Origin of the sequence: Salmonella sp. 32070601201500089SM (assembly GCF_017573605.1) — a bacterium.
GTDB classification, from domain to species: domain Bacteria; phylum Pseudomonadota; class Gammaproteobacteria; order Enterobacterales; family Enterobacteriaceae; genus Salmonella; species Salmonella enterica.
This window is the reverse complement of sequence record NZ_JAGETK010000019.1, coordinates 15,507-34,015: the sequence shown is the minus strand read 5'-3', so window position 1 is coordinate 34,015 and position 18,509 is coordinate 15,507. Positions and strand designations below refer to the sequence as shown.

Sequence of the window (18,509 nt, the reverse complement as noted above, 5' to 3'; positions counted from 1 at the left end):
CCTGTTCTTTTAATTTAAAGAAAAAGCGGGAAAAAATGTTACAGGCGTGACCAGGCCGCTGCTTTCTGGAACAGCGCGTCATCCGGGCGAATCCCGGTATAAAGGACAAATTGCTCCACGGCCTGAATAGCAAACACTTCGGAACCGGTAATCACGGTTTTACCGCGTTCACGGGCGTAGCGGATCAGCGGCGTGACGGGCGGTAGCGCCACCACATCAAAGATAACGCTCGCCTTATCCACTTCCTGTTCGGAATAAGAGAGTTTGTCGGCATCATTACCGCCAGCCATTCCGATAGGCGTGGCGTTAATTAACAAATCGGCTTCAATACCGTCGGTATCCGGGCGCCATTCATAGCCATAGAGTTCGGCCAGTTGTTTACCTGACGCTTCATCAATCGCGACAATATAACCACGGGTAAACCCCGCATCCTTCAGCGCGCAGGCCACCGCCTTTGCCATACCACCGCTGCCACGCAAAGCAAACACCAGGTCGGGAGAGACCTTGTAACTCGCCAGCAAGCGAGCTATTGCAATGTAATCGGTGTTGTACGCCTTCAGATGGCCATTGGTATTCACAATGGTATTAACTGAGTGAATGGCCTGAGCAGAAGCATCCAGTTCATCCACCAGCGGAATGCAGGCTTCTTTAAACGGCATAGAGATCGCGCACCCACGGATCCCCAGACCGCGCACGCCGCTAATGGCCTGCGTAAGATCGGTCGGCGAGAAAGCTTTGTAGAGATAATTGAGATCCAGCGCTTCGTACAGATAGTTGTGAAAGCGTGTACCGAAGTTACTTGGGCGTGCCGCCAGGGACATGCAGACCTGAGTATCTTTATTAATGCGCTTTGTCATGATGAATCCTCATAGAAGTTGCGATAGAGAAAATCATCGGCTAAAAAGGGGATATTAAAAATTGCTCATTCCCGTTCGGGAAATTTCACCTTTTATGACAACCCGGCACACTGAACAAAAATACTTAAAGCTACTCCAGCACTATGGCGATAAGCCCGTTAGCGTGACGCTACAGGAGCTGGCGGATGTGTTGTTCTGCACCCGGCGGCATATGCGTAATCTGTTGCTTCAGATGCAGGAGGCAAAGTGGCTCATCTGGCAATCACAGGCCGGACGTGGGCATCGCGCCCGGCTTCACCTGCGCTATAAACCAGAACAGCTGTTAAGCGAAAAGGCGGAGCAGTTACTGGAGTCTGGTCATATTGATCAGGCCATTCAACTGCTGGGTAAAAATAAGCACCAGGTGGCGCAACTGTTGCGTTCAAAGCTGGGCTATAGCGTGCGGGCAGACTATCAGCGGCTGTGCATCCCCTATTACCGGACAATGCCGTCGCTGTGCCCCGGCATACCGTTGCGTCGCTCTGAGCAGCATCTGGTCAGGCAGATTTTTAGCGGCCTGACGCGCATAAATGAGGAAAAAGGTGAAGTCGAAGCCGATCTTGCCCACCACTGGCGGCAGATTGATCCACTGCGCTGGCGTTTTTATCTGCGCCCCGCCGTCCTCTGGCATGATGGTCAGGAGCTGACGATCGACGCGGTTATCGCTTCACTGACCCGCAGCGCTAAGCTGCCGTTGTTCTCGCACTTGCAGACCATTCAGGCCACCGGGCCGCTGAGCCTTGAAATTACGCTGGCGCACCCGGATAACCGACTGCCTCTGCTGCTCAGCCATATTGATGCCATGATCCTACCGCCTGACCATACACAACGCGCTGATTTCCCGGCACATCCTGTGGGGACTGGCCCTTATGAGGTGGTGGAAAACAATGGCTTTCATCTGCAAATGAAGGCCTTTGACCACTATTTCGGTTTGCGCGGGCTGCTGGATGAAGTGGAGGTCTTTATCTGGCCGAATTTAACGGAGACAGACAACCTGGCGGAATCGCTGTCGGATAACGACACGGCAGCCTGGCTCAGTTCCAGCCTGAGCGATGAGGATTACGTTTCCGGACGGCTTAGCCAGGTATCAGGCAAACCTTCTGACAACCTGCGCGAGATGTTTCTTGAGCGTGGAGGATATTTTTTATTATGCGACAGCCGCTCCCCGCACTGGCATACCGCCGAACATCGCCGCTGGCTACGGGAAACACTCAGCCCTTACGCCATACTCCAGCATCTGAGTGAGGCAATTCGCCCCTTCTGGGTACCGGGCGGCAGCCTGCTGTCCTCCTGGTTTCATACTATTGAGGCGGGCCCGGCCTGTTCACCTTTTATCTCGTCGTCGCCCTACGCAAAACTGCGTCTGGCCTATCACGATCAGCACCCTGAATTTCCAATGCTCCTGGATATCATGCAAGAGATCATGCGCCAGCAGGGCATTTTACTTGAGGGCGTTGAGCTGAATTATGATGACTGGGCGAATGGCAAAGCCAATGTGGATCTCTGGCTGGGGACGGTCAATTTCCCCATTCCCGAAGAGTGGAACGTCGGTACATGGCTACTGGGCTCCCCTTTACTGCGCCACGCCATCAGTGGTGGGGATGATGCGCTGCTGGCCCAATGGGAAACCCAGTGGCATGCCGAAACCATCAGCGCGGAACAACTGGTCAGGGAAACCACCCGTTCAGGCTGGCTACAGCCGCTTTTTCACCACTGGATGCGACTCAAAAGCCCCGACCGGGCCAGGGGGATCCACCTGAATAACCTGGGGTGGTTTGATTTCCGATCCACCTGGATTGAGCCAGGGCCTTAAAGAAGAGAATGTGACCGGGTGCCCGTAGCGCAGGCAGGCGTAGCACCTCTTAGTCGCTCTTCAGCCACCATAGAGAAAGAACAGCGCCTGTCACAGCGCACAAAAAAAGGCCGTCTGTCGACGGCCTTCTGCCTGGTGCAACATTTGTACTTACTCTACCGTCACCGATTTCGCCAGGTTACGCGGCTGGTCAACGTCGGTGCCTTTAATCAGCGCCACGTGATACGCCAGCAGTTGCAGCGGAACGGTGTAGAAGATAGGCGCAATGACCTCTTCCACATGCGGCATCTCGATGATGTGCATGTTGTCGTTGCTGACGAAACCCGCATCCTGATCGGCGAAGACGTACAACTGACCGCCACGTGCGCGAACTTCTTCGATGTTGGATTTCAGTTTCTCCAGCAGTTCGTTGTTCGGCGCCACCACAATCACCGGCATATCGGCGTCAATCAGCGCCAACGGCCCGTGTTTCAGCTCGCCTGCAGCATAGGCTTCCGCGTGAATGTAAGAGATCTCTTTCAGCTTCAGCGCGCCTTCGAGTGCAATCGGATATTGATCGCCACGCCCCAGGAACAGCGCATGGTGTTTGTCAGAGAAATCTTCCGCCAGGGCTTCGATACGTTTGTCCTGCGACAGCATCTGCTCAATACGGCTCGGCAGCGCCTGTAGGCCATGAACGATATCATGCTCAATGGACGTATCCAGACCTTTCAGACGCGCCAGTTTCGCCACCAGCATCAACAGCACGGTTAACTGGGTGGTGAAGGCTTTGGTAGATGCTACGCCAATTTCCGTACCCGCGTTGGTCATCAGCGCCAGATCGGATTCACGCACCAGCGAAGATCCCGGCACGTTACAAATGGCCAGAGAGCCCAAATATCCCAGCTCTTTCGACAGACGCAGGCCAGCCAGGGTATCTGCCGTTTCGCCAGACTGGGAGAGCGTGATCATCAGGCTGTTACGGCGCACGGCAGATTTGCGATAGCGGAATTCAGAGGCGATTTCAACGTCGCACGGAATACCTGCCAGCGATTCAAACCAGTAACGGGAAACCATACCGGAATTGTAAGAAGTACCACAGGCGAGGATCTGAATATGCTCAACCTTCGACAACAGATCATCGGCGTTCGGTCCCAGCTCGCTTAAATCCACCTCACCGTGGCTGATGCGCCCGGTAAGGGTGTTTTTGATCGCGTTCGGCTGTTCGTAGATCTCTTTCTGCATGTAGTGGCGGTAAATACCTTTATCGCCCGCGTCATATTGCAGATTAGATTCGATATCCTGACGTTTTACTTCCGCGCCGGTGTTATCGAAGATATTTACCGAACGGCGAGTGATTTCAGCGATATCGCCCTCTTCAAGGAAGATAAAGCGACGAGTCACTGGCAACAGCGCCAGCTGGTCAGAAGCGATAAAGTTTTCGCCCATACCCAGGCCAATCACCAGCGGGCTACCAGAACGTGCCGCCAGTAGGGTATCCGGGTGACGGGTATCCATGATCACTGTACCGTACGCACCACGCAGTTGCGGGATAGCACGCAGAACAGCCTCACGCAGAGTACCGCCCTGTTTCAGTTCCCAGTTTACCAGGTGTGCAATCACTTCGGTGTCGGTTTCAGAAACGAAGGTATAGCCACGCGCTTTTAACGCTTCACGCAGCGGTTCATGGTTTTCGATGATGCCGTTATGCACCACCACAATGTGTTCAGAAACATGCGGATGCGCGTTAGCTTCTGAAGGTTCACCGTGCGTCGCCCAGCGAGTGTGAGCAATACCAGTGCCGCCATGCAGAGGATGTTCTTCCGCTGCCTGAGCCAGCATCTGGACTTTACCGAGGCGACGCAGGCGGGTCATATGACCTTCTGCATCCACCACGGCCAGACCGGCAGAGTCATATCCGCGGTATTCCAGACGACGTAAACCTTCGAGAAGGATTTCAGCTACATCACGCTGCGCGATAGCGCCAACAATTCCACACATAGTTTTATTTCCTGATTATGGCATTACGCCATGCGTTGTCGCTGACCTGTATGCCCGTCGTTGCGGGCGCCCCGAGCCTTGTAGAGAGTGGGGTTATTTTTATAAGTACTGCTCATGGAGCGGAGGATTATTTTATCCTCTCATCTCCGGTCTGCCGGATGGCGCTGACGCTTATCCGGCTTACAAAATCACTTTTTCTTCACCGGACGCTGCCAGCCTTGCTTATGCACCTGCGGCACGCGGCTTAATACCAGTTCATTGTCAGCTACGTTACGGGTGACGGTAGTCCCTGCGGCGATGGTGGCCCCTTTACCAACAGTAACCGGCGCCACCAGTTGGGTATCGGAGCCGACAAACACATCGTCGCCAATAACCGTTTTGAATTTGTTCGCGCCATCATAGTTACAGGTGATGGTCCCCGCGCCGATATTCACGTTGTCGCCAATTTCCGCATCTCCCAGGTAGGTCAGATGGCCGGCTTTAGAACCTTTACCGAGACGCGCTTTTTTCATTTCAACGAAATTGCCGACGTGAGCGCCCGCTAACAGCTCCGCGCCGGGACGCAGGCGAGCAAACGGGCCGATGGTGCAGGCCGCTTCCAGATGCGCATCTTCCACCACGCTGTATGGGCTAATTTCGCAGTCATCGCCAATAACGCTGTTTTTAATAATGCAGCCCGCGCCGATCTTCACGCGGTGACCGAGCGTTACATAACCTTCGATGATAACGTTAGCGTCAATTTCGACATCCATTCCACAATGAAGGGTGCCGCGGAGATCAAAACGTGCCGGATCGCGCAACATAACACCGGATAACAGCAGTTTCTCCGCCTGTTCGGCCTGGTAAATACGCTCCAGACGAGAAAGCTGTAGACGGTTATTCACGCCGTCCGTTTCGCTGATGCGAGCCGGATGCACCGCGGCGATTTCCCGTCCTTCCTGATAAGCCAGCGCGATGATATCTGTGATGTAATATTCACCCTGCGCATTATTGTTAGTCAGCTTAGACAGCCAGCGTTTCAGGTCCGCGCCGTTGGCGATCAGAATACCGGTGTTAATTTCCTGAATCTGACGCTGTTCATCAGTGGCGTCTTTATGTTCAACGATGCCGGTCACTTTACCGTTTTCACGCGTAATACGGCCATAGCCGCTCGGATCGTCCAGCTTCACGGTTAATAACCCAATACCACCCTGCGGTTTGGCATCGCGCAGGCGCTGTAAGGTTTCAACCGAAATCAGCGGCACGTCGCCGTAAAGCATTAAAATATCTTCATCGTCGCTAAAGAAGGGCGCGGCCTGCTGCATTGCGTGACCTGTACCCAACTGTTCCGCCTGAAGCACCCAGTTCAGCTTGTCATCTTTCAGGGTCTGTTTTAACAACTCGCCACCGTGGCCATAGACCAGATGAACCTGTGCGGCCCCTAATTTAGTAGCTGCATCAATGACATGCTGCACCATGGGTTTACCCGCCAGCGTGTGCAGCACTTTAGGAATATCGGAATACATGCGTGTGCCTTTACCTGCGGCAAGGATCACTACGCTCATAGCACTATTTAACATACGCGTCCTGACTGTAATTTGAGAACGAATTTATACTGTTTCACGTTGAAAATACTACATTTTTTTCATCGTAAAATGGAAGAAGGATAAAACGCTCACCGGGATAACATCCCCGCCTGCTAATGAATCATTTTCGTTCATTACCGCGCCTCTTGTCTCCTGAAAAGTAAAAACACCCGCGTATTGGCAACGTAGTCCGATGTTTTTGCTGTTTTTTTACTCCATAAATAAAGAAGATAACGTAATAAAGCGCAGGGGAGTCAGAAAAGCAAAAACCAGCGACAGAGGCCGCTGGTTTTCCGTTGCGCGTATTTTTTACTTAATTACGCGACATAAAAATCCGCAAAATATACCAGAACATGGTCGCGATAGAAGCGAACAGATGTAATGCCGCGCCAGCAGGGCGATCGGTAGGGTAATGGTGAATAATGTTAGAAGTATCGTAAAGTATAAACCCGGCGCACAGCAGTACCATTAGCGCAGAAAACCAGACGCCCAGCGAGAAGCCGCAGATGACGCTGGCAATAATCGCGCCAAAAGCAATGAACCCAGCCATAGTCAGAAACGAGCGCAGAAAAGAAAAGTCTTTTTTTATGGAAAAAGCGGTAAACGTCAGACCGCCAACCAGCAACAGGGTCGTTATTGCCGCCGCGCCAATGCTCGACGGGTTAATATACGCCGCCACCGTTAACAGGGGGGCAAAAATCAGGGATTCTGCCAACACATAAATCCCCAGCCCGATAAGTTGCGTTTGATTAGTCCCCGCATTATCCGCCAGACGGGTCGCCAGCATTCCCACCAGCATAAAAGCGCCGAGAACAACCAACCAGCTATATCTTCCACCAGCCAGCAGCACATCAAGCGCATACTCCCCGACCCCTATAAAACTCCACGCAGCGCTCAATACGATAAAACCGACAATGGCGACGGCGAGATGAAGATAAGCGCGACGAATAAAGGTAGTACGATCAATCCTTGAGTCGGGTTGTGGACCCGCAAAGGATGGCTGAAATGACATAGTAATAATCCCTCATTTTATGCAATAAAAACGCATCCATTCCTTCCTTCTTCGCACAATGTGCAGATGCCAATGACAGAAAGAAGGATTTAATGAAAACAGCGCTGTCGCTGAAAACGCGTCGCCTTCAGCCGCTTGTTTTTGTCGTTGCTAGTTTATCGAATAAAAATTGAGAGGATAAAAAAAAACCAGTCCGCAATCAGACTGGTTTTATGCTTTCAAGCCGGTGTTACATCGCTTTTTTGGTCAACTCGATAACGCGCAGTTTAGCGATCGCTTTGGCCAGTTCCGCAGACGCCTGAGCGTAATCCACGTCACCGTGCGAGCTCTTAATGTGCTCTTCGGCTTTACGCTTCGCTTCCAGGGCTCGCGCTTCGTCGAGATCCTGACCGCGAATCGCGGTATCCGCCAGAACGGTCACACTGCCAGGCTGCACTTCCAGAATGCCGCCGGACAGATAGATAAACTCTTCATGACCGTGCTGCTTAACGATGCGAATCATACCAGGCTTAATGGCGGTGAGCAGCGGCGCGTGCCCCGGGTAAATCCCCAGTTCGCCTTCGCTACCCGTAACCTGGATTTTCTCGACCAGACCGGAGAACATTTGTTGCTCCGCGCTGACGACATCCAGGTGGTAAGTCATTGCCATATCACCCTCCGATTAAGGCGTTAAAGTTTTTTGGCTTTTTCCACGGCTTCGTCGATGGAACCGACCATGTAGAACGCCTGCTCCGGCAGGTGATCGTATTCGCCTTCCATGATGCCTTTAAAGCCACGGATGGTGTCTTTCAGGGAGACGTATTTGCCCGGAGAACCGGTAAATACTTCCGCCACGAAGAACGGCTGGGACAGGAAGCGCTGAATTTTACGCGCGCGAGCTACCACCAGTTTATCTTCTTCAGACAGTTCATCCATACCGAGGATGGCGATGATGTCTTTCAGTTCCTGATAACGCTGCAGGATGGACTGAACGCCACGCGCGGTGTCGTAGTGTTCCTGACCAACAACCAGCGGATCCAACTGACGGCTGGTGGAGTCCAGCGGGTCAACGGCCGGGTAGATACCCAAGGATGCGATCTGACGGCTCAGTACCACGGTTGCATCTAAGTGCGCAAAGGTGGTGGCTGGAGACGGGTCAGTCAAGTCATCCGCCGGTACGTATACCGCCTGTACGGAGGTGATAGAACCGGTTTTGGTGGAGGTGATACGTTCCTGCAGAACGCCCATCTCTTCCGCCAGAGTCGGCTGATAACCTACCGCGGAAGGCATACGGCCCAGCAGTGCGGATACTTCCGTACCGGCCAGGGTGTAACGATAGATGTTATCGACGAACAGCAGTACGTCACGACCTTCGTCACGGAATTTCTCCGCCATGGTCAGGCCGGTCAGTGCAACGCGCAGACGGTTTCCCGGCGGCTCGTTCATCTGGCCATACACCAGGGATACTTTATCGATAACGTTGGAGTCGGTCATTTCGTGGTAGAAGTCGTTACCCTCACGAGTACGTTCACCTACGCCCGCAAACACAGAGTAACCGGAGTGCTCGATCGCGATGTTACGAATAAGCTCCATCATGTTTACGGTTTTACCTACACCCGCACCACCGAACAGACCGACTTTACCGCCCTTCGCGAACGGGCACATCAGGTCGATAACTTTGATACCGGTTTCCAGCAGTTCCTGAGAGTTTGACAACTCTTCGTAGGAAGGTGCTGCGCGGTGAATCGCCCAACGCTCTTCTTCGCCGATCTCGCCTTTCATGTCGACCGGTTCGCCCAGGACGTTCATGATACGACCCAGCGTGGCTTTACCTACCGGGACTTCGATCGGGTGTTCGAGATCTTTTACATCCAGACCGCGACGCAGACCGTCAGAAGACCCCATCGCGATGGTACGCACGATACCGCCGCCAAGCTGCTGCTGAACTTCCAGCACCAGCTTCTCATTACCATTCTGCACCTCAAGGGCATCGTACACGCGTGGTACGGCATCCTGAGGGAACTCGACGTCGACCACGGCGCCGATTACCTGGACAATCTTTCCAGTAGCCATCTTAAATCCTCTACGAAATAACCTGGTTAAACCGCGGCGGCCCCCGAGACGATCTCGGTGAGTTCCTGAGTAATGCTGGCCTGACGAGCTTTGTTGTATACCAACTGCAGCTCTTTAATCAGGCTGCCGCCATTATCGGTTGCGGCTTTCATCGCCACCATTCGTGCGGCCTGCTCGCTGGCCAGGTTTTCTACCACGCCCTGATAAACCTGAGACTCCACATAACGACGCAGGAGAGTATCCAGCAGCGCTTTCGGGTCTGGTTCATACAGGTAATCCCAGGCTTTACGCTTCAGATCATCATCTTCTGACGCCGGCAGCGGCAGCAGTTGAGTGATCGTCGGCACCTGAGACATGGTGTTAATAAATTTGTTGCTGACAATGTAAAGCTTGTCCAGACGGCCTTCGTCGTAGGCCTGCAACATCACTTTAACCGGACCGATCAGTTCGGACAGAGAAGGGTTATCCCCCATACCTGTCACCTGAGCGACAACGTTGCCGCCTACGGAATTAAAGAATGACACGCCCTTAGAGCCGATCATTGCGAGTTCGCACTGAACGCCTTTATCGGACCATGCCTTCATATCCGCCAGCAGCTTTTTGAACAGGTTAATGTTCAAGCCACCGCACAAACCACGGTCGGTCGACACTACCAGGTAGCCCACGCGTTTAACGTCGCGCTCTTCCAGGTAGGGGTGCTTATATTCCAGATTACCGTTCGCAAGGTGACCAATCACTTTGCGCATGGTCTCTGCATAAGGACGGCTGGCCGCCATGCGATCCTGCGATTTACGCATTTTGGAAGCGGCGACCATCTCCATCGCTTTAGTGATCTTTTGCGTGTTCTGGACGCTTGCGATCTTACTACGTATCTCTTTTGCGCCGGCCATGAGCTTCTCCTCAATGCCTTACGGCCTGCCCTAAGGCAAGCCGCCAGACGTTACCAGGACTGGGTTGCTTTGAAGGAATCGAGGATGCCTTTCAGCTTGCCTTCGATTTCGTCGTTATAGCCACCGGACTGGTTGATCTCTTGCATCAGCGGAGCGTGATCACGGTCGACGTAAGCCAGCAGTGCGGCTTCGAAGCTACCGATTTTCGCCAGTTCGACATCCGCCAGATAACCACGTTCTGCTGCGAACAGAACCAGAGACTGCTGCGCGACGGACATCGGCGCATACTGTTTCTGTTTCAGCAGTTCGGTCACTTTCTGACCGTGGTCAAGCTGTTTACGGGTGGCATCGTCAAGGTCGGATGCAAACTGAGAGAACGCCGCCAGTTCACGATACTGCGCCAGCGCGGTACGAATACCACCGGACAGTTTTTTCATGATCTTGGTCTGGGCTGCGCCACCTACACGGGATACCGAGATACCCGGGTTAACCGCAGGACGAATACCGGCGTTAAACAGGTTAGATTCCAGGAAGATCTGACCATCGGTAATGGAAATTACGTTGGTCGGAACGAACGCGGAAACGTCACCTGCCTGCGTTTCGATAATCGGCAGCGCAGTCAGTGAACCGGTTTTCCCTTTCACTTCACCTTTAGTGAAGGCTTCGACGTAGTCGGCGTTAACACGCGCAGCACGCTCCAGCAGACGAGAGTGGAGGTAGAATACGTCGCCCGGGAATGCTTCACGTCCTGGCGGACGACGGAGCAGCAGGGAGATCTGACGGTAAGCAACAGCCTGTTTAGACAGGTCATCGTAAATGATCAGCGCATCTTCGCCGCGGTCACGGAAGTATTCGCCCATTGCGCAACCGGCATACGGCGCCAGATATTGCAGCGCAGCGGATTCGGACGCGGTCGCCACCACAACAATGGTGTTAGCCAGCGCGCCGTGCTCTTCCAGTTTACGCACCACGTTAGAGATGGTGGACGCTTTCTGGCCGATAGCGACATAGATACATTTGATGCCGGAGTCGCGCTGGTTGATGATGGCGTCGATAGCCAGCGCGGTTTTACCGGTCTGACGGTCACCGATGATCAGTTCACGCTGACCACGACCGATTGGGATCATGGAGTCAACGGCTTTATAGCCGGTCTGCACCGGCTGATCGACAGACTGACGATCGATAACGCCCGGCGCAATCGCTTCAACGGCAGAGAAGCCGTCATTATCAACCGGACCTTTACCGTCGATTGGCGCACCCAAGGTGTTTACCACACGTCCCAGCAGGCCGCGGCCAACCGGAACTTCCAGGATACGACCCGTACATTTAACCTTCATGCCTTCGGCAAGGTCAGCGTATGGACCCATGACTACCGCACCCACGGAGTCGCGCTCCAGGTTCAGTGCGATAGCGTAACGGTTACCCGGCAGGGAGATCATTTCACCCTGCATACAATCGGCCAGGCCGTGAATGCGGATAACACCGTCACTGACAGAAACAATAGTACCTTCGTTGTGAGCTTCGCTCACCACATTGAACTGAGCAATGCGCTGCTTGATCAGTTCGCTGATTTCGGTGGAATTCAGTTGCATGCTCCAGTCCCCTTAAGACTGCAAGACGTCTGCAAGGCGCTCAAGACGGCCGCGTACGCTGCCATCAATGACCATATCACCCGCCCGGATGATAACGCCTGCCATTACAGACTTATCGATTTTGCAATTCAGCTTCACTTTGCGTGACAGACGTTTTTCCATCGCGGCGCTGATTTTCGAAAGCTGCTCTTCACTCAATGCGGTTGCCGACGTAACTTCTACCTCGGAGGTAGCTTCACTGGCGGCACGCAGATGAATAAACTGCTCCAGAACATCCGGGAGCGCGTTCAGACGATTATTTTCAGCCATCACCCGAATCAGGTTCTGACCGTTTTCGTCTAACTGCTCACCGCAGACTGCGATAAACGACTCAGCGAGCGTTTCCGGCGCCAGCGCGCCAGAGAGAAGCTCTGCCATTTGTTCGTTCTTGGTTACCTCGGCGGCAAACGCCAGCATATCCTGCCAGCGCTCTACACTTTGGTGTTCAACGGCAAAGTCAAAAGCTGCTTTGGCGTAGGGGCGAGCTACCGTAACAAATTCAGACATCAGCCCCTCCCTCCTTACAGTTCAGCGACAAGTTTATCCACGATGTCGCTGTTAGCAGCTTCATCCACGGAACGTTCGATGATCTTCTCGGCGCCAGCAACAGCCAGGATAGCAACTTGCTTACGCAGCTCTTCACGGGCGCGTTTACGCTCGGCTTCAATTTCCGCCTGCGCCTGCGCCACGATTTTAGTACGTTCCTGCTCTGCTTCAGTTTTGGCTTCGTCCAGGATCTGAGCGCGGCGTTTGTTTGCCTGCTCGATGATTACCTGAGCTTCCGCTTTCGCTTTTTTCAGCTGGTCGGTCGCGCTGGCCTTTGCAAGGTCAAGATCCTTATGTGCTCGTTCAGCAGAAGCGAGACCGTCAGCAATTTCTTTCTGACGTTTCTCGATGGCTGCCATTAACGGCGGCCATACGTACTTCATGCAAAACCAGACAAAGAGAATAAACGCGATGGCCTGGCCGAGGATTGTTGCGTTAAGATTCACAGCACAATGCCTCTATCTAGTTAACCTTCTGATATTGCTCTTAATTCAAGCAACGCTTACTACGCGACAGCGAACATCACGTACAGACCCAGACCTACAGCGATCATCGGGATAGCATCCACCAGACCCATAACGATAAAGAACTGAGTACGCAGCAGAGGAATCAGATCAGGTTGACGCGCCGCGCCTTCCAGGAATTTACCCCCGAGGATGCCGATACCGATCGCAGCACCGATTGCCGCCAGACCCATCATCACAGCGGCAGCCATGTACAGCAGATCCATATTCAGGTTTTCCATGACAGTCTCCAGTTTGTTTCAGTTAAAACGTAGTAGTGTTGGTAAATTAATGCTCTTCGGACGCCATCGACAGATAGACAATCGTCAGAACCATGAAAATGAAGGCTTGCAGCGTAATAATCAGGATGTGGAAAATGGCCCACGGCACATTCAGAATCCACTGTGACCACCACGGCAACAGACCAGCAATCAGAATGAAAATCAGCTCACCGGCATACATGTTGCCGAACAGTCGCAGACCGAGAGAAACCGGTTTGGACAGCAGACTTACCCCTTCAAGGATTAAGTTGACAGGAATGAACGCCCAGTGATTGAACGGCTGCAGCGTCAACTCTTTTGCGAAGCCGCCGATGCCTTTCATTTTGATGCTGTAGAACAGAATAAGGATGAATACGCCCAGCGCCATCGACAGGGTGATGTTCACGTCAGCAGACGGCACCACGCGCGTTGCCGGCAGACCCAGCCAATGCTCAGCGATATACGGCAGCAGGTCGATAGGCAGTAAGTCCATCAGGTTCATAAGGAATACCCAGACGAAAATCGTCAGGGCCAGCGGCGCAATCAGCTTGCTTTTGCCATGGTACATGTCTTTGACGCTGCCATGCACAAAGCCGACTATCAGCTCAATCGCGGTCTGAAACTTGCCTGGCACGCCGCTGGTCGCTTTTTTAGCAACGCTACGGAACATCACCAGAAACAACAGACCCAGCACCACCGAGAAGAACATGGAGTCAATATTGAGCGTCCAGAAGGTGGCTGGGGGGTTCTGCGGATCCACCAGCGAGAAAGTACGCAGGTCCAACTGAAGGTTATTCAGATGGTGTCCTATGTATTCCTGCGGCGTCATATTTTCTGAAGCCATGATGCCTTTTACCCTTTGTTGTTAATTACAGCCGGCGCCAGTATCTGAACCACCAGCACCAAAACCCACGTAACGATCAGCGGCAAAAACACCGCCTTTAAAACCGCCAACGCCACCACCAGTAAAACCAGCATCGCTAACACCTTGAAGGCTTCACCGAAGGCGAAAGTCCAGGACACGCGGCCCTTAGCAGGTGTATGCGCCTGGTGACGCCAGGCAAATATCATAAACAACATATTAGGCAGTGCCACTGCCAATCCCCCACATACTGCGGAGATGCCCCAGAAGGGGTCTTTGAGGCAAAACAGCAATCCACTTGCTATTACCGCCAGAAACTGAATGAACAGAAGCTTACGAGCAACGTTTCGACTCACGAGCGACACAGACATCACGTTTTTACTCCTGCTCACTTCGAGGTATGCCGCGTGTCGTATAAAACGTTCTTTAAGACTTAGAGTCAAGCATCAAAAAGCGGTCAAATTATACGGTGCGCCCCCGTGATTTCAAACAATAAGTAGCCAAAAGGTGAATAAATGTTTAAATATTTTTCTCTGGCCCGCATTTTTAACTTTTAGCCAAAGTGTGAACGATCGTACAAAACTGCAAATAGCGCGAAAACACTGGCGATAAAGCGTGCACCAGATCACACATTAAACATATTCATGCTTACGCAATTCATTTACGTGTCAATTCATGCCTTTTCATCTTTTTGATATTTAAGCGTAAAACCAAGTACTGTTTTAAAAATACCAGCTTACACCTTAAAAACGCCCCATTGACATTTATAATAAAAATTTAACAAGCAAAAGTGATTTTTCGATTCGATTTTTAGCAGACTGATATTTACAAAGTTGATTACTCTCTGTTTTAACAAAAGAAGCGACGTTGTCATGTTGAAACGAAACCGTAAATCCAGAGTTAAATGTAACAACGCTGAAATGCGTTATACCTGTCGATTTTTAACACAAGCCGCGTCGTTTTTTTTCTATTTTTTTTGATAAAAATTAAACTTTGTTTGACTTAATAATCACCAGATGCCGCTCGCCTTCCAGTTGCGGAACGCGTAATTTTTCAACAGATTCGACGCTAAAATTGTCAGGTAGTGAGGCAATTTCATCCCCTGGCAATTGCCCTTTTAAGGCATAAAAACGCCCTTTCTCTCCCGGCAGATGGTGACACCAGCTCACCATATCATTCAACGATGCGAAAGCGCGGCTGATAACGCCATCAAACGGCGGTTCGGAGGGATAGGCTTCAACGCGGCTTTGAACCGGCGTGATATTTTCCAGTTTCAGTTCGTGCTGGACCTGACGCAGAAAACGTACCCGCTTGCCCAGGCTGTCGAGTAAGGTGAAATGCGCGTCAGGGAGAACAATAGCCAGCGGGATGCCCGGCAGCCCCGGTCCTGTTCCTACGTCGATAAAACGCTGTCCCTGAAGATACGGCGCAACGACTATGCTGTCGAGAATATGGCGTACCAACATTTCGTTGGGATCCCGCACTGACGTCAGGTTGTATGCTTTGTTCCATTTGTGCAGCATATCAACGTAGGCGACCAGCAGCGTTTTCTGGTGATCGGTAAGAGAAATACCGGCATCAGCCAGCAGACGAGAGAGTTTGTTGAGCACGGTCATTACCTGTTAATAATCAAATGCCCGATGCGCTTTCGCTTATCGGGCCTACAAATTTGTAGGGCGGGCAAGCGAAGCGCCCCCGCCAAATTAGTGTTATCAAGCGCTACGACGCAGCATACCTTGTTTTTTCAGCCATACCAGCAGAATGGAGATTGCCGCTGGCGTAACGCCGGAGATACGCGATGCCTGGCCGATAGACGCCGGTTTATGATCGTTCAGCTTGGCGATAACTTCGTTCGACAGACCGGAAACCTGACGATAATCCAGCGTGGCAGGCAGCAACGTATTCTCGTTACGTAGTTGTTTTTCAATCTCATCCTGCTGGCGAGCGATATAGCCTTCGTATTTGACCTGGATTTCCACCTGCTCAGCGGCTTGCTCATCTTCAAGCGCAGGCGCGAATGCGGCAAGCGAAGTGAGCTGCGCGTAGGTCATTTCCGGACGACGCAACAGATCTTCGCCGCTGGCCTCACGGGAGAGAGGCGTGGTCAAATGCGCATTCACTTCATCGGCGGATTCCGCAGACGGCGTTACCCATGTCGATTTCAGCCGCTGACGTTCGCGTTCGATATTTTCCAGCTTCTCGTTGAAGCGCGCCCAGCGTTCATCATCCACCAGACCCAGCTCGCGGCCCATTTCAGTCAGACGCAGATCGGCATTGTCCTCACGTAGCATCAGACGATATTCGGCACGGGAGGTAAACATGCGATACGGCTCTTTGGTGCCCAGCGTACAGAGATCGTCCACCAGCACGCCGAGATAAGCCTGAGAACGCGCAGGCGCCCAGCCCTCTTTGTCGGCGGAAAGACGCGCGGCATTCAGACCAGCGAGCAAGCCCTGCGCCGCAGCCTCTTCATAGCCGGTAGTACCGTTGATTTGACCAGCAAAGAACAGGCCGTGAATAAATTTACTTTCCAGAGTCGGTTTCAGATCGCGCGGGTCGAAGAAATCGTACTCAATCGCGTAACCAGGGCGAACGATCTTCGCGTTCTCCATACCCTGCATGGAACGGACAATCTGCATCTGCACGTCAAACGGCAGGCTGGTGGAGATACCGTTAGGGTAAATCTCGTTAGAGGTCAGTCCTTCCGGCTCAAGGAAGATCTGATGCTGGTTACGATCGGCAAAACGCATCACCTTGTCTTCGATCGAAGGACAGTAGCGTGGGCCGATCCCTTCGATCACGCCAGCGTACATTGGGCTACGATCGAGGTTATTACGAATCACGTCATGGGTTTTCTCATTGGTATGCGTGATGTAACACGGCACCTGTTGCGGATGCTGAGAAGCATTCCCCATAAACGAGAAAACCGGCATCGGGTTATCGCCATGCTGTTGAGACAACACGCTGAAATCGATAGTACGCGCATCAATACGCGGCGGTGTGCCGGTTTTCAGGCGGCTGACGCGTAGCGGAAGCTCACGCAGACGGCGAGACAGCGGGATGGATGGCGGATCGCCAGCACGACCGCCGCTGTAGTTATCCAGACCAATATGAATTTTGCCATCCAGGAAGGTTCCGACGGTCAGTACCACCGCTTTCGCGCGGAATTTGAGCCCCATTTGGGTCACGGCGCCGACAACGCGATCGTTTTCGACAATCAGATCTTCAACAGCTTGCTGGAAGATCATCAGATTCGGCTGATTCTCCAGCGCGGTACGCACCGCCTGGCGGTATAAGACTCGATCCGCCTGAGCCCGGGTAGCGCGAACGGCCGGACCTTTGCTGGCGTTTAGTATCCTAAACTGAATACCTGCCTGATCGATCGCTTTCGCCATCAGACCGCCGAGCGCATCCACCTCTTTTACCAGATGTCCCTTTCCAATACCGCCGATCGCCGGGTTGCAGCTCATCTGTCCCAACGTGTCAATATTGTGTGTCAAAAGCAGAGTCTGTTGACCCATACGCGCTGCGGCCATCGCGGCCTCAGTGCCTGCATGACCCCCGCCAATAATAATGACGTCAAAAGGATCCTGATAAAACATGGTAATTGCCTCGCATAACGCGGTGTGAAAATGGATTGAAGCCCGGGCGGTGGATTCTACTCAACTTTAGCCGATGGAGAAAGCCCCGGGATCCGGGCTATTAAAAAGAAGATCTTTTTATTTAGAGATCTGTTCTATTGTGATCTCTTATTAGGATCGCACCAGGCTGTGGATAACCCGGATCCTGTAATAAAGATCAATGCGTTGGAAAGGATCACTAGCTGTGAATGATCGGTGATCGTGGCCCGTATAAGCTGGGATCAAAACGGGTACTTATACACAACTCAAAAAGTGAACAACGGTTATTCTTTGGATAACTACCGGTTGATCCAAGCTTTCCACCAGATTTATCCACAATGGATCGCACGATCTTTACACTTATTTGAGTAAATTAATCCAGGATCCGAGCCAAATCTCCGCTGGATCTTCCGGAATCTCATGTTCAAGGATGTTGATCTTCAGTGTTTCCCCAACCTGTTTTGCGCCAGCGCCTTTCAGTTCCGCTTCTATTTTCTCAATCGCGCCGCAAAACGTGTCGTATTCTCGACTACCAATGCCAATTGCGCCGAAACGTACCGCGGAAAGATCGGGTTTCTGCGTCTGAAGGTCTTCATAGAAAGGGGTCAGGTTGTCCGGAATGTCTCCGGCACCGTGCGTTGAGCTGATTATCAGCCAGATCCCGGAAGTTGACAGATCCTCTAATAACGGACCGTGCACCGTTTCGGTTGAAAAACCGGCAGCTTCCAGCTTTTCCGCCAGATGTTCCGCGACGTATTCGGCGCCGCCCAGGGTGCTGCCGCTGATAAGAGTAATGTCTGCCATTGATCGCTCGCTCAGGTAAAGAGGCTGCATTGTACTCTGTGAACGAGCTGGGATCTACCTGTGGAAAAATGTGGG

Annotated in this window: 17 protein-coding genes; 1 reads left to right on the top strand and 16 read right to left on the bottom strand. The window is 52.5% G+C overall.

Annotated elements, in window-relative coordinates; all coding sequences use genetic code 11:
- Positions 1-38: 38 nt before the first annotated feature.
- Positions 39-857 (bottom strand): shikimate 5-dehydrogenase, encoded by an 819-nt coding sequence (locus J4728_RS21865; protein ID WP_000166716.1) that lies wholly within the window; start codon positions 855-857, stop codon positions 39-41.
- Between the two features lie 94 nt (positions 858-951).
- On the opposite strand from J4728_RS21865, the gene J4728_RS21860 reads away from it, so the two are divergent.
- Positions 952-2,709 carry an SgrR family transcriptional regulator gene (locus tag J4728_RS21860; protein ID WP_000213163.1) on the top strand — a complete coding sequence of 586 codons (1,758 nt, stop codon included), beginning with the start codon at positions 952-954 and terminating at the stop codon, positions 2,707-2,709.
- A 150-nt stretch (positions 2,710-2,859) separates the two neighbouring features.
- On the opposite strand, the gene glmS is transcribed toward J4728_RS21860, so the two are convergent.
- From glmS to mioC, 15 genes are all read right to left on the bottom strand, one after another.
- Positions 2,860-4,689 carry a glutamine--fructose-6-phosphate transaminase (isomerizing) gene (gene glmS, locus J4728_RS21855; protein ID WP_000334052.1) on the bottom strand — a complete coding sequence of 610 codons (1,830 nt, stop codon included), beginning with the start codon at positions 4,687-4,689 and terminating at the stop codon, positions 2,860-2,862.
- A 188-nt stretch (positions 4,690-4,877) separates the two neighbouring features.
- Positions 4,878-6,248: a bifunctional UDP-N-acetylglucosamine diphosphorylase/glucosamine-1-phosphate N-acetyltransferase GlmU gene (gene glmU, locus J4728_RS21850; RefSeq protein WP_000934851.1), complete on the bottom strand. Its 1,371-nt coding sequence runs from the start codon at positions 6,246-6,248 to the stop codon at positions 4,878-4,880.
- A 319-nt stretch (positions 6,249-6,567) separates the two neighbouring features.
- Complete coding sequence (locus tag J4728_RS21845) at positions 6,568-7,266, bottom strand: Bax inhibitor-1 family protein (RefSeq protein WP_000009908.1); 699 nt, start codon at positions 7,264-7,266, stop codon at positions 6,568-6,570.
- 229 nt (positions 7,267-7,495) lie between these two features.
- Positions 7,496-7,915 carry a F0F1 ATP synthase subunit epsilon gene (locus J4728_RS21840; RefSeq protein WP_001251971.1) on the bottom strand — a complete coding sequence of 140 codons (420 nt, stop codon included), beginning with the start codon at positions 7,913-7,915 and terminating at the stop codon, positions 7,496-7,498.
- Between the two features lie 20 nt (positions 7,916-7,935).
- Entirely contained in the window at positions 7,936-9,318 is a 1,383-nt protein-coding gene (gene atpD / locus J4728_RS21835; protein WP_000190499.1) for a F0F1 ATP synthase subunit beta, read from the bottom strand.
- Positions 9,319-9,344: 26 nt separating this feature from the next.
- Positions 9,345-10,208 (bottom strand): F0F1 ATP synthase subunit gamma, encoded by an 864-nt coding sequence (atpG, locus tag J4728_RS21830; RefSeq protein WP_000896506.1) that lies wholly within the window; start codon positions 10,206-10,208, stop codon positions 9,345-9,347.
- A gap of 50 nt (positions 10,209-10,258) precedes the next feature.
- The gene (atpA, locus tag J4728_RS21825; protein ID WP_001176751.1) at positions 10,259-11,800 is read right to left on the bottom strand and encodes a F0F1 ATP synthase subunit alpha; all 1,542 of its coding nucleotides are present in this window, start codon (positions 11,798-11,800) and stop codon (positions 10,259-10,261) included.
- A gap of 12 nt (positions 11,801-11,812) precedes the next feature.
- Positions 11,813-12,346 (bottom strand): F0F1 ATP synthase subunit delta, encoded by a 534-nt coding sequence (atpH, locus tag J4728_RS21820; RefSeq protein WP_001288957.1) that lies wholly within the window; start codon positions 12,344-12,346, stop codon positions 11,813-11,815.
- A gap of 14 nt (positions 12,347-12,360) precedes the next feature.
- Entirely contained in the window at positions 12,361-12,831 is a 471-nt protein-coding gene (atpF, locus tag J4728_RS21815) for a F0F1 ATP synthase subunit B (RefSeq protein ID WP_001052212.1), read from the bottom strand.
- Between the two features lie 59 nt (positions 12,832-12,890).
- Complete coding sequence (atpE, locus tag J4728_RS21810; RefSeq protein WP_000429386.1) at positions 12,891-13,130, bottom strand: F0F1 ATP synthase subunit C; 240 nt, start codon at positions 13,128-13,130, stop codon at positions 12,891-12,893.
- A gap of 46 nt (positions 13,131-13,176) precedes the next feature.
- Positions 13,177-13,992 (bottom strand): F0F1 ATP synthase subunit A, encoded by an 816-nt coding sequence (gene atpB / locus J4728_RS21805; protein WP_000135632.1) that lies wholly within the window; start codon positions 13,990-13,992, stop codon positions 13,177-13,179.
- A gap of 8 nt (positions 13,993-14,000) precedes the next feature.
- The gene (gene atpI / locus J4728_RS21800) at positions 14,001-14,381 is read right to left on the bottom strand and encodes a F0F1 ATP synthase subunit I (RefSeq protein ID WP_000116685.1); all 381 of its coding nucleotides are present in this window, start codon (positions 14,379-14,381) and stop codon (positions 14,001-14,003) included.
- A 615-nt stretch (positions 14,382-14,996) separates the two neighbouring features.
- A complete protein-coding gene (gene rsmG, locus J4728_RS21795; RefSeq protein ID WP_001519938.1) occupies positions 14,997-15,620 on the bottom strand; it encodes a 16S rRNA (guanine(527)-N(7))-methyltransferase RsmG in 624 nt (207 codons plus the stop codon).
- 102 nt (positions 15,621-15,722) lie between these two features.
- Positions 15,723-17,612 (bottom strand): tRNA uridine-5-carboxymethylaminomethyl(34) synthesis enzyme MnmG, encoded by a 1,890-nt coding sequence (mnmG, locus tag J4728_RS21790; protein WP_208212389.1) that lies wholly within the window; start codon positions 17,610-17,612, stop codon positions 15,723-15,725.
- Positions 17,613-17,990: 378 nt separating this feature from the next.
- Positions 17,991-18,434 (bottom strand): FMN-binding protein MioC, encoded by a 444-nt coding sequence (mioC, locus tag J4728_RS21785; RefSeq protein ID WP_000763722.1) that lies wholly within the window; start codon positions 18,432-18,434, stop codon positions 17,991-17,993.
- Positions 18,435-18,509: the final 75 nt, after the last annotated feature.